The sequence below is a fragment of the Streptomyces sp. L2 genome (assembly GCF_004124325.1).
Taxonomy (GTDB): Bacteria; Actinomycetota; Actinomycetes; order Streptomycetales; family Streptomycetaceae; genus Streptomyces.
Window position 1 is genome coordinate 3,887,919 of the sequence record NZ_QBDT01000001.1, and the last position, 12,220, is coordinate 3,900,138.

At 72.6% G+C, this 12,220-nt stretch carries 9 protein-coding genes; 2 read left to right on the top strand and 7 right to left on the bottom strand.

All coding sequences use genetic code 11. The annotated features are described in order from the left end of the window. Positions 1–11: 11 nt before the first annotated feature. The gene (cydB, locus tag DBP14_RS17145) at positions 12–1,022 is read left to right on the top strand and encodes a cytochrome d ubiquinol oxidase subunit II (protein WP_129308073.1); all 1,011 of its coding nucleotides are present in this window, start codon (positions 12–14) and stop codon (positions 1,020–1,022) included. A 77-nt stretch (positions 1,023–1,099) separates the two neighbouring features. Beyond that, the gene (gene cydD, locus DBP14_RS17150; RefSeq protein ID WP_129308074.1) at positions 1,100–4,993 is read left to right on the top strand and encodes a thiol reductant ABC exporter subunit CydD; all 3,894 of its coding nucleotides are present in this window, start codon (positions 1,100–1,102) and stop codon (positions 4,991–4,993) included. A gap of 132 nt (positions 4,994–5,125) precedes the next feature. Here cydD and DBP14_RS17155 read toward each other — a convergent pair whose 3' ends face one another. The 7 genes from DBP14_RS17155 to DBP14_RS17185 form a co-directional block, all read right to left on the bottom strand. Continuing rightward, positions 5,126–6,013: an HAD-IIB family hydrolase gene (locus DBP14_RS17155; RefSeq protein ID WP_206739284.1), complete on the bottom strand. Its 888-nt coding sequence runs from the start codon at positions 6,011–6,013 to the stop codon at positions 5,126–5,128. Between the two features lie 115 nt (positions 6,014–6,128). Next, positions 6,129–7,031: an LLM class flavin-dependent oxidoreductase gene (locus DBP14_RS17160; protein WP_129308076.1), complete on the bottom strand. Its 903-nt coding sequence runs from the start codon at positions 7,029–7,031 to the stop codon at positions 6,129–6,131. A gap of 42 nt (positions 7,032–7,073) precedes the next feature. Beyond that, positions 7,074–7,574, bottom strand: a complete 501-nt coding sequence (locus DBP14_RS17165; RefSeq protein ID WP_241740948.1) for a hypothetical protein — start codon at positions 7,572–7,574, stop codon at positions 7,074–7,076. Positions 7,575–7,607: 33 nt separating this feature from the next. Beyond that, positions 7,608–8,156, bottom strand: coding sequence for an RNA 2'-phosphotransferase (locus DBP14_RS17170; protein ID WP_129308077.1), 549 nt, complete (start codon positions 8,154–8,156; stop codon positions 7,608–7,610). A 41-nt stretch (positions 8,157–8,197) separates the two neighbouring features. Continuing rightward, the gene (locus DBP14_RS17175) at positions 8,198–9,244 is read right to left on the bottom strand and encodes a MerR family transcriptional regulator (RefSeq protein WP_129308078.1); all 1,047 of its coding nucleotides are present in this window, start codon (positions 9,242–9,244) and stop codon (positions 8,198–8,200) included. 136 nt (positions 9,245–9,380) lie between these two features. Next, positions 9,381–11,135 carry an SDR family oxidoreductase gene (locus DBP14_RS17180; protein ID WP_129308079.1) on the bottom strand — a complete coding sequence of 585 codons (1,755 nt, stop codon included), beginning with the start codon at positions 11,133–11,135 and terminating at the stop codon, positions 9,381–9,383. Then, a complete protein-coding gene (locus DBP14_RS17185; RefSeq protein ID WP_129308080.1) occupies positions 11,132–11,977 on the bottom strand; it encodes a M24 family metallopeptidase in 846 nt (281 codons plus the stop codon). Before DBP14_RS17185 ends, DBP14_RS17180 begins: the two co-directional genes overlap by 4 nt. Positions 11,978–12,220 lie beyond the last annotated feature (243 nt).

The window sequence follows — 12,220 nt, forward strand, 5'->3', positions numbered from 1 at the left end:
AGGGAACAGTCATGCAACTTCACGACGTCTGGTTCGTCCTGATCGCCGTCCTGTGGACCGGCTACTTCTTCCTGGAGGGATTCGACTTCGGTGTCGGCATCCTCACCAAGCTGCTCGCCCGGAACCGGCCCGAGCGCCGGGTACTGATCAACACCATCGGACCCGTCTGGGACGGCAACGAGGTCTGGCTGCTGACGGCGGGCGGCGCGACCTTCGCGGCCTTCCCCGACTGGTACGCCACCCTCTTCTCCGGCTTCTACCTGCCGCTGCTGGTCATCCTGGTCTGCCTGATCGTCCGGGGCGTGGCCTTCGAGTACCGGGCGAAGCGGCCCGAGGAGAACTGGCAGCGCAACTGGGAGACGGCGATCTTCTGGACCTCGCTGATCCCGGCCTTCCTCTGGGGCGTGGCCTTCGGGAACATCGTGCGGGGCGTGAAGATCGACCAGCACTTCGAGTACGTCGGCAGCCTCGCCGACCTGCTCAACCCGTACGCCCTCCTCGGCGGCCTGGTGACGCTCACCCTGTTCACCTTCCACGGGACGGTGTTCACCGCGCTCAAGACCGTCGGCGACATCAGGCTGCGGGCCCGCGCAATGGCGCTGCGGGTCGGACTCGTCACCGCTGTCCTGGCCCTGGGCTTCCTGCTCTGGACCCAGGCGCACAGCGGGAACGGCAGGAGCCTGGTGGCCCTGATCGTGGCGGTCGCCGCGCTGGTCGCCGCGCTGGTGGCCAACCAGGCGGGACGTGAGGGCTGGTCGTTCGCGCTGTCCGGCCTCACCATCGTGGCGGCCGTGGCGATGCTCTTCCTGTCGCTGTTCCCGAACGTGATGCCGTCCACGCTCGACGCGAACTGGAGCCTCACGGTCACCAATGCCTCGTCGAGCCCGTACACCCTGAAGATCATGACCTGGTTGGCGGCGGTCGCCACACCGCTCGTGCTGCTGTACCAGGGCTGGACCTACTGGGTGTTCCGCAAGCGCATCGGGACGCAGCACATCGCGCCGGACGCCTCCGCGCACTGAGTTTGACGGGGAGGGTGTTTCACGATGACCCGTGTTTCACGTGAAACACCATCCCTGGACCGAAGGGCGTGTTTCACGTGAAACCGATCGATCCGCGACTCCTCCGCTACGCCCGGGCCACCCGGCTCTTCCTGGTGGCCCTCGTGGTCCTGGGCGCGATCGGGGCCGTGCTGATCATCGGCCAGGCAATGCTCATCGCCGAGGTCGTGGTCGGTGCCTTCCAGCACGGCCGAACGGCCGCTGAACTGGCGAGGCCCCTGCTGCTGTTGACGGCTGTGGCGGGCGGCCGGGCGCTGGTCTCCTGGCTCACCGAGCTCGCGGCCCACCGGGCGAGCGCCGCGGTGAAGTCAGAACTGCGCGGGCGGCTGCTCGACCGGACGGCTGCGCTGGGCCCCGGATGGCTGAGCGGTCAGCGGACCGGCTCGCTGGTCACCCTGGCCACGCGCGGGGTCGACGCCCTCGACGACTACTTCTCGCGCTATCTGCCGCAGTTGGGGCTCGCCGTCGTCGTACCGGTGGCGGTGCTGGCGCGGATCGTCACCGAGGACTGGGTGTCGGCGGCGATCATCGTCGGCACGCTGCCCCTCATCCCCGTGTTCATGATGCTGATCGGCTGGGCCACGCAGTCACGGATGGACCGGCAGTGGCGGTTGCTCTCCCGGCTGTCCGGTCACTTCCTGGACGTGGTCGCGGGGCTGCCCACGCTGAAGGTCTTCGGGCGGGCCAAGGCGCAGGCCGACTCCATCCGCCGGATCACCGGCGAATACCGCCAGGCCACGATGCGGACCCTGCGGATCGCCTTCCTGTCCTCGTTCGCGCTGGAGTTGCTCGCCACCCTGTCCGTCGCGCTCGTCGCCGTGACGATCGGCATGCGGCTCGTCCATGGGGACATGGACCTGTACGTCGGTCTCGTCATCCTGGTGCTGGCACCCGAGGCCTATCTGCCGCTGCGGCAGGTGGGCGCGCAGTTCCACGCGGCGGCGGAGGGGCTGGCCGCCGCCGAGGAGATCTTCGCGGTGCTGGAGACGCCGGTGCCGACGTCGGGGTGTGGGCCTGTGCTCTCGGGGGCGGTGGCGTTCGACGGCGTGACGGTGCGCTACCCCGGGCGGTCGGCCGACGCCGTCACCGATGTGTCCTTCAGCGTGGAACCCGGTGAGACGGTGGCGCTGGTCGGGCCGAGTGGTGCGGGCAAGTCGACGCTGCTCAACGTTCTTCTGGGGTTCGTACGGCCCACCGGGGGCCGGATGCGGATCGGCGGCACCGATCTCTCGGGTGTCGACCTGGAGGAGTGGCGGTCGCGGATCGCCTGGGTTCCGCAGCGGCCGCATCTGTATGCCGGGACCATCGCGGAGAACGTACGGCTCGCTCGGGCCGACGCGGACGATGCCGCCGTACGGCAGGCGCTGCGGGACGCGGGCGCGCTGGAGTTCGTGGACGCGCTGCCCGAGGGTGTCGAGACGGTGCTCGGGGAGGACGGGGGCGGGCTGTCCGCGGGACAGCGGCAGCGCTTGGCGCTGGCGCGGGCGTTTCTCGCCGACCGGCCTCTGTTGTTGCTGGACGAGCCGACGGCGGCGCTGGACGGGGGGACGGAGGGGGAGGTCGTCGCGGCGGTGCGGAGGCTGGCCGTCGGGCGGACGGTGTTGCTCGTGGTGCACCGGCCTGCGCTGTTGGGGGTGGCGGACCGGGTTGTACGGCTGGAGGGCGGGGAGTTGTCGGCCGGCCGGGGCGCCGGTGAGCCTCCCAGGGGGCTCCGCCCCCTGGACCCCCGTCCCCGCCCACCCGCCACCCGACTCGGCACGCTGGAAAGTGAAGCGAGGGGTCGGCTGGGTGAGTTGGAGGGTGACCCGGAGGGTTGGCTCGGTGAGCTGGATGGTGACCCGGAGGCCCGACTCGGACCGCTGGAAAGTGAAGCGAGGGGTCGGCTGGGTGAGCTGGATGGTGGCCCGGAGGCCCGACTCGGACCGCTGGAAAGTGAAGCGAGGGGTCGGCTGGGTGAGCTGGATGGTGACCCGGAGGCCCGACTCGGCACGCTGGAAAGTGAAGCGAGGGGTCGGCTCGGCGCGTTGGAAGGTGACGCGAGGGGTCGGCTCGGCGCGTTGGAGGGTGACCCGGGGGCGCGGCTCGGCGCGTTGGAGGGTGACTCGGAGAACCGGCTCGGCGCGCTGGAAGGTGAGCCGGGGGCCCGGCTCGGTGAGGCGGGGGGTGGCTCGGGGGCGCGGCAGCGTGGTGTGTTCCGGCGGGTTCGGGGGATGAGTGGGTCTTGGCGGGGGCGGTTGGGGCTGGCCTTGGTGCTCGGGGGGCTGGCGCTGGGGAGTGCTGTGGGATTGATGGCGACCTCGGGGTGGCTCATCTCGCGGGCCTCCCAGCAGCCGCCGGTGCTGTACCTGATGGTGGCCGTGACGGCGACGCGAGCCTTCGGTATCGGACGGGCCGTGTTCCGGTACGCCGAGCGGCTGGTGTCGCACGACGCCGTGCTGCGGATGCTGGCCGACACCAGGGTCTCCGTGTACCGGCGGCTGGAGCGGCTGGCACCCGCCGGACTGCGGTCGGCCCGCCGGGGCGACCTGCTCACCCGGCTGGTCGCGGACGTGGACGCGCTGCAGGACTACTGGCTGCGCTGGCTGCTGCCGGCCGGCGTCGCGGTCGGCGTCTCCGCCGCCTCCGTCGCCTTCACGGCCTGGCTGCTGCCCGCGGCCGGGGCCGGGCTCGCGGTGGGCCTCCTGGCGGCCGGGGCCGGTGTTCCAGTGATCACCGCCGCCGTGGCCAGGCGCGCGGAACGGCGACTGGCGCCTGCCCGCGGGGAACTCGCCGTCCGGGTCGCGGAACTGCTCACCGGTACCGCCGAACTGACCGTCGCCGGTGCGCTGGCCGACCGTACGCGGCGGGCCCGGCGGGCTGATGGCGTCCTCACGCGCATTGCCTCGCGCGCCGCCACCGCCACCGCGCTCGGTGACGGGCTCACCGCGCTGATCTCCGGCCTGACCGTGGCCGCCACGGCGCTGCTGGGTGCCCAGGCGGTGGTGGAGGGACGGCTCCACGGGGTCGCCATGGCCGTGGTGGTGCTCACCCCGCTGGCCGCTTTCGAAGCCGTGCTGGGGATGCCGCTCGCCGTGCGCTACCGGCAGCGGGTGCGCCGCAGCGCCGAGCGGGTTCACGAGGTGCTGGACGCCCCCGAGCCGGTGCACGAACCCGAGCGGCCCCGGCAGGCGCCCGCCTCTCCCTTCCCGGTCGTGGTCAGGGACCTGGCCGCCCGGCACCCGGGCGGGCACAGGGACGCCCTCGCCGGCCTGGATCTCACGCTGGGACGGGGCCGCCGGATCGCGGTGGTCGGACCGTCCGGCTCGGGCAAGACGACACTCGCCCAGGTCCTGCTCAGGTTCCTGGACCCGCAGGCGGGCTCGTACACCCTCGCCGGTGTGGACGCCCGCGCGCTGAGCGGCGACGACGTACGGCGGCTGGTCGGGCTGTGCGCCCAGGACGCCCACCTCTTCGACAGCTCCGTGCGCGAGAACCTGCTGCTCGCCCGGAAGGACGCCACGGAGGACGACCTGCGCGACGCGCTGGCCCGGGCCCGGCTGCTGGACTGGGTGGACGCGCTGACCGACGGAATCGACACCCTCGTCGGCGAGCACGGGGCCCGGCTGTCCGGCGGGCAGCGGCAGCGGCTCGCGCTGGCCCGCGCGCTCCTCGCCGACTTCCCCGTCCTCGTCCTCGACGAGCCCGCCGAACACCTCGACCTGCCGACCGCCGACGCGCTCACCGCCGACCTGCTGGCCGCCACCGAGGGCCGTACGACCCTGCTGATCACCCACCGGCTGGCCGGACTCGACGCGGTGGACGAGGTGATCGTGCTCGACGAGGGCCGGGTGGTGCAGCGGGGACGGTACTCCGAGTTGGCGGCGGTGCCGGGTCCGTTGCGCCGGATGGTGCGGCGGGAGGAGGCGGCGGAGTCGCTGGTGGGGGCGGGCTGAGCGGCATCCCGGTCGGCTGGTTCGGTGGCCGGCTCGGACGTCGAGTTCGTCTGCGGGCACGTCGTGGGGCTGGTCGCGCAGTTCCCCGCGCCCCTGGCGGGGCGCTCCTGCCGAGCGCGCTCTGTGCGGGGGCTAGACCCGTTGGGCCAGCATTCGTTCGATGATCAGGGCCACGCCGTCCTCGTTGTTGGCGACCGTGCGGCCGGAGGCGGCGGCGAGGACGTCCGGGTGGGCGTTTCCCATCGCGTACGACTGTCCGGCCCAGGTCAGCATCTCCACGTCGTTGGGCATGTCCCCGAAGGCGACGACCTCCTCGTGGGAGATGCCGCGCTCGGCGCAGCACAGGGCGAGCGTGCTGGCCTTGGAGACGCCGGGACCGCTGAGTTCCAGCAGGGCGCTGGGGCTGGAGCGGGTGACGTTGGCGCGCTCGCCGATGGCCAGGCGGGCGAGGGTGAGGAAGGCGTCCGGGTCCAGGTCGGGGTGGTACGCGAGGATCTTCAGCACGGGCTCGTCGGCGCCCGGACCGCCGGCCGCGAGGAGGTCCTCGGCGGGCAGCAGGGTGTCGGGTATCTCCATGTGCAGCTTGGGATAGTCCGGCTCCTGGTGGAAGCCGTACGTCTGCTCGACCGCGAACACCGTGCCGGGCGCCGCGTCGCGCAGCAGTCGTACGGCGTCCCGCGCGTTGTCCCGGGCCAGCTCGCGGACCTTCACGAACCGGTGGGTGCCGGCGCCGCCGCGCAGGTCGACCACGGCCGCGCCGTTGCCGCAGATGGCCAGGCCGTGCCCGTGGACGTGGTCGCTGACGACGTTCATCCAGCGGGCCGGGCGGCCGGTGACGAAGAAGACCTCGATGCCGGCCGCCTCGGCGGCGGCCAGCGCGGCGATCGTCCTCGGGGAGACCGACTTGTCGTCGCGCAGCAGGGTGCCGTCGAGATCGGTGGCGATCAGCCGCGCGGGTGTGGCCGCGGCCGGGGTCTCGGGCTGTCGCGTCGCTGAGGTCACCCGGTCATTCTCGCGCATATGCACGCACGGCCGTGCGGTACTCCGCACAGATGAGACACAGATGACGTCCGTCCCGCCTCGGCAACGCAGGTCCGCGGGTCCGTAGTGCCGCGGCCGCCCGGTTCTCGGCTGCTCAGTTCAGCTGGGCGGGTGCCTCCAGGGCGATCTGCTCGAACACCTTGTGGTCGGCGGCGAAGTCCGAGTCGGGGATCGGCCAGTGGATCACGATCTCGGTGAAGCCCAGGTCGCGGTGGCGGCCGGCGAAGTCCACGAAGGCGTCCAGGGAGGTGAGCGGGTCGCCGCGGTCCGGGGTGAAGCCGGTCAGCAGGACCTTGTCCAGCTCGGACACGTCCCGGCCGGCCGTCGCGCACGCGTCGGTCAGCTTGCGCAGCTGGCCGCGCAGCGCCTCGACCGACTGCTCCGGGGTGCCGTACTCGTACAGCTTGGGGTCGCCGGTGGTCACCCAGGCCTGGCCGTGCCGCGCGGCGAGCGCCAGCCCGCGCGGGCCGGTGGCCGCGACCGCGAACGGCAGCCGGGGGCGCTGCACGCAGCCGGGGATGTTCCGCGCCTCGTCCGCCGAGTAGAACCGGCCCTCGTACGTCACCGCGTCCTGGGTGAGCAGGCGGTCCAGCAGCGGCACGAACTCGGCGAACCGGTCCGCGCGCTCGCGGGGGGTCCAGGGCTCCTGACCGAGCGCGGTGGCGTCGAACCCGGTGCCGCCGGCGCCGATGCCGAGGGTGACACGGCCGCCGGAGACGTCGTCGAGGGAGATCAGCTCCTTGGCCAGGGTCACCGGGTGCCGGAAGTTCGGCGAGGTGACCAGTGTGCCGAGCCGCAGCCGGTCGGTGACGCCGGCGGCGGCGGTCAGGGTCGGAACGGCACCGAACCAGGGTCCGTCGCGGAAGGTGCGCCAGGACAGGTGGTCGTAGGTGTACGCGGTGTGGAAGCCGAGCTGCTCGGCCCGCACCCAGGTCGAGCGGCCGCCCTCGCTCCAGCGGCGGTGGGGCAGGATCACGGTGCTCAGACGCAGACTCATGCGTCCGAGACTAAGCGGCTCCACCGCGGGGAGACGAGGCGGTCACCGCACGCGGCCGCTCAGCCACGGGGTGAGCAGGACCCCCGGGACGTGCTCCTTGTGGGCGCGGTCGCCGGGCAGCGGGACGACGAGGCGGTAGCCGGGCGGGAAGAGGCGCGCGGTGACGTGCGCGAGACCGCCGAAGACGGAGCGGAGGAAGGCCGGCACGTCCTCGCGCGGGATGTCGGGGCACTCGACGCCCTCGACGGTGATCAGCGCGTCGTCCTCCGGATAGAGCCGGACGCTCACCCGCGGCAGACCGCCGAACTCGGCGTACGCCTCGTGCGGCAGCGAACCGTCCGGGTCCGTGGTGACGCCGATGCCGGCGGAGCTGCGGCGGGAGGTCCGGTCGGCGCCGATGTCGTGCGTCACCTCGATCTCGCGCGCGTACTCGGTCGCGAGGGCCCGGAGTGCGGCGACGGCGGCTTCGGTCGTCGGCAGGGGGCTCGCGAAGGGCGGCGGTGCCGGCGTCTGGCCGGACGCGGGGTCCGATGAGTGGTCCATACCAGTGATCATGCCGGGCGAGGTGGCCGGATGTCAGTGGGGCCCGGGAAACCGCAGGTAGGCGGGCGGGACGGAGGCGGTCAGCCAGACTCCGTTGGCGCTGACGTGGAAGACGTGGCCGTCTCGGTGCATGGCGCCCGCGTCCACCGCGAGGACGACGGGGCGGCCACGGCGGGCACCGACCCGGGTGGCGGTCTCGCGGTCCGCCGACAGGTGGACGTCGTGCCGGTTCATGGGCCGCAGCCCTTCGGCACGGATCGCGTCCAGGTTGCGGGCGACCGTCCCGTGGTAGAGGTACGGCGGCGGGGTCGCCGGGGGCAGGCCGAGGTCGACCTCGACGCTGTGGCCCTGGCTGGCGCGGATGCGGGTGCCCTCGACGGCGAAGCGCTGCTTGTCATTGGCGGCCACCACGTGGTCGAGTTCCTCGCGCGTGAAGCGGAAGCCGTGGGCGGCGGCCGCGGCGATCAGGGTGTCGATCTCGACCCAGCCGGCCGGGTCGAGGGTGAGGCCGATACGGTCGGGCTGGTGGCGCAGGTGCTTCGACAGGTACTTCGAGACCTTGACGGTGCGTCGGTCGTCCATCGCGCCGGTCCGGTCTGCTCTTCTTTCTTCTCTCTCTTCCTTCACTCCCCCAGCTTGGCGGCGGCGGGCGGCTCACGCAGGTCGTTTTCCCGGGAGGCGGCCGCTGACGCGGTCAGGTCGTCCAACGCCCGAGCCCTCGTCTCGCGTTCGGCCGCCAGGGCGATGAACGTGGGCGCGTGGTCCTTGCCGACGAGGTTCTCGACGGCGCGGACCGTCTCGCCGGGGAGGGTAACCAGGCGGGTGTCCGTGCTCGGCGCCGCGGGTGCTTCGGCGCCGAGGTGCGTTCTGAGGTGCCGGGTGGCCATGTGCCGCATCGCACGGGCCAGTTCGGCGTCCACCGTCTGCTGGGCGAGGGGGCGCAGACGCCGGATGAGGGTGGCCGCTTCGGCCGCGTGGGCGTCCGTGCGGTGGCCGGGGTCGTCGAGGTAGCGGGCGAAGACGTACTCGGTGGTGAACTCCAGGAAACGGGCGGCCATGTGCTCGACCTGGACGCGCAACTCCCGCAGGTGCCCGGAGATGGCGGAGAGGGGGACGCCGGAGGCGTGCAGTTCGGCCGCGACGGCGAGTTCTTGGGGGCTGGGTACGAGGAAGGCGTCGGGGGTGTCTTCGAGGGGCTCCAGGACGCCGAGGTCGATGGCGTCGGCGACAGCGTCTGCGACGGCTTCTGCGGTGGTGCCCGCGTCTGCGTCCGCGGTAGTGCCCGCGGTGGCCTGCGTGGCCGGGCCGTCCGCGGGGGTGCCGGCGAAGTGGGCGAGGAGTTCGGCGCGGGTGATGCGGATCGGTTCCTCGTCCGTCCAGGGGCCCTCGACCTCGGTGACCAGGCCGAGGACGCCGCCCAGGCCGCGGCCGGTGTCCCAGGCGTCGAGGAGTTCCTTGATCGAGGCGAGGGTGTAGCCGCGGTCCAGCAGGTCGGCGATCTGGTGGAGGCGGGTGATGTGGGCGGTGGAGTAGAGGTTGGCGCGGCCCTGGCGTTCGGGGCGGGGGAGGAGGCCGCGGTCCTGGTAGGCGCGGATGGTTCTGACCGTGGTGTTCGTGTGGTGCGCCAGGTCCTCGATGCGGTACGTCTGTTTCGGCGGGGGGTCGGTCATGTGGGGGTTCCTTGGGTCGTGCCGGAGCTGCCGCTGGGCGGGGCGGGTGTCGCTCACCGGCGCTTGCCGGGTGCCGCTGCGCCCACCCGTGCCGCCCCTTGCGGCACGCATGCCCGCAGTTCAGTGGGGGCCGCGGTCACAGCTTTGGTTCGATGCGGGCCAGGCGTCTCAACAGGCGGGGGGCGAAGCGGGAGAGGAGGTGGGAGCCCTTGGCCTCCGGGGTGACGGGGACGACGGCCTTGTTGGTCGTCACCGCCGTGAGGACGGCCTCGGCGACCTTCTCCGGAGGGTAGTTGCGCAGGCCGTACAGGCGGGCGGAGCGCTTTTGGCGGCGGCGTTGTTCGGCCTCGTCGACGCCGGTGAAGCGGGCCGTGGAGGTGATGTTGGTGTTGACGATGCCGGGGCAGATCGCGGTCACCCCGATGTCCCGCGCGGCGAGTTCGGCGCGCAGGCACTCGGAGAGCATCAGGACGGCCGCCTTGGAGGTGCTGTAGGCGGCCAGGGTCCGGGAGGGCTGGAACGCGGCCGCCGACGCGATGTTGACGATGTGGCCGCCCTGCCCCCGCTCGGCCATCCGGGCCCCGAACAGCCGGCAGCCGTGGATGACACCCCACAGGTTGACGTCCAGCACCTTGCGCCAGTCGTCCGGTGTCGTGGTGAAGAAGGAGCCCGCCAGGCCGATGCCGGCGTTGTTGACCAGGACGTCCACCACGCCGTACGCGCGGTGGACCCGCTCCGCCAGCTTCTCCATGGCCTGTTCGTCGGAGACGTCCGCCGTCTCCGCCCACGCCTCGGGCGCGCCGATCAGCCGGGCCAGTTCGGCGGTGCGGGCGGCGGCCTCCGTGTCGCGGTCGACGGCCACCACGCGCGCGCCCGCCTCCGCGAACGCGAACGCCGTCGCCCGGCCGATCCCGCTGCCCGCGCCGGTGACCAGCACCAGCTGTCCGCCGAAGCGGTCGGAATGGCGGGCGGCCGTCTTCGGCGCGGGACGGTTTCCCTCCACAGCGGTCACGAACTCCTCGATCCAGGCGGCCAGTTGGTCGGGGCGGGTGCGCGGGACCCAGTGCTTGGCCGGGAGCGTGCGCCGGGTCAGCTGCGGCACCCAGCGCTCCAGGTCGTCGTAGAGCCGCTCGGACAGGAACGCGTCCCCCTGGGGGGTGATGAGCTGCACGGGCGCGTGCGCGTACGCGTCGGGGCGCGGCCTGCGCAGCCGGGCGCGGACGTTGTCCCGGTACAGCCAGGCCCCGTTCGCCGCGTCGGAGGGCAGTGAGGAGGTCGGGTAGTCGCCGCCGGGCACCTTCTCGACCCGCTGCAGGATGCCCGGCCAGCGCTTGCCGAGCGGACCGCGCCAGGCCAGTTCCGGCAGCTTGGGCGTGTGCAGCAGGTACACGTACCAGGACTTGGCGCCCTGGCCGAGGAGCTGGCCCACACGGCGGGGCGTCGGCCGCTTCACGCGCGCGTCGATCCAGTGCCCGAAGTGGTCCAGGGACGGCCCGGACATCGACGTGAAGGAGGCGATACGGCCCTCCGCGCGGGCCACCGTCGCGAACTCCCACGACTGCACCGAGCCCCAGTCGTGCCCGACGAGGTGCACCGGCCGGCCGGGGCTGACCGCGTCCGCGACGGCCAGGAAGTCGTCGGTGAGCTTGGCCAGGGTGAAGCCCCCGCGCAGCGGCCTGGGTGCCGTGGAGCGGCCGTGGCCCCGGACGTCGTAGAGGACGACGTGGAAGCGCTCGGCGAGGCGGCCGGCGACCTCGGACCACACCTCCTTGCTGTCCGGGTAGCCGTGCACCAGGACCACCGTCGGCTGACCGGGGTCGCCGAGTTCCGCCACGCACAGGTCGACGCCACCGGTCGACACCGTGCGCTCGCGCGCGCCCTTGAGACTCACTTCTCCTCCGCCCAGCGCCGCACGTGCGGCAGATCGTCGTCCAGCCAGAAGGCGCTCTCCTCGGGGTCCCGGGAGTCGGTGACCACCAGGATCTCCTCGAACTTCGCGCCCGTGCCCCGGAAGCCGAGGTGGGGTTCGACCGCCCACAGGCCCGGCTGCGGCGGGTGGTCGGAGAAGCGGTACGGCGACCACAGGGGCGACCAGCCGTCCCGGTGGCCGTGCAGCGCGTCCGCGGCCAGGCCCTTGAGGGACTGCGTGCCGAAGCCGAAGAGATGCGGCGAGAAGCGGCGTTGCCTCACCCGGTCCACCTTGTGGGCGATCACCCCGAAGGGATACGCGCGGTGCCGGTTGGCGTAGCCCTGGCGGACCATGAGGCGGTCCACGTCCTCGTAGATCTCGCGCAGCGGGCGCCGCTCGCGCACCTCCCGCAGGATCAGCTCGCGGTGCGCCTCCAGGTCGGCCATCAGCCGGTCCTGCACGGGGTTGACGCCGAGCGAGCCCGAGTAGCCGATGTCCGCCGTGCACCCCTCGAACACCGGGGCCATGTCCAGGATGAACGGCATCCCGGGCTCCAGGCGGCGGTCGGTGGGGAAGAACTGCAGCGGGACGCGGAAGTTGACGAACGCCGTGCGGTCGCCGAACCACGCGAACGGCAGGTGGAACCAGTCCCGCACCCCGCGCTCGCGCAGCCACTCCCGCTGCATGCGGGCCGCCTCGCGCTCGGTCACGCCCGGCTCCAGCCGCGCCGCGACCGCCTCCGCGCACTCGTAGGCGAGGCGCTGCACCCGCCTGAATCCCCGCAGCTCCATGGAGCGTTCGCCGCGCACTGCCGTAGTCGTCATGCCGCCCCGTCCGTCGACCCGGTACGCATCCGGTACCCAACCGGCACGCACACGGCATGCTCCCGGCATGCACCTGCTGCGTGCCTGTACGTGTCCGTAACTTGACACTGGTGAATGTGACAGTTGTTAGAGGCTGCGTCAATAGGGGGGGCTCGGCCTGTGGACAACCCGGGCCCGCCCGCCTCTGGAAACCCACGTCCGCCCGCCTGTGGACAACCCAGGTCCGCCCGGCGACAGGCCCGC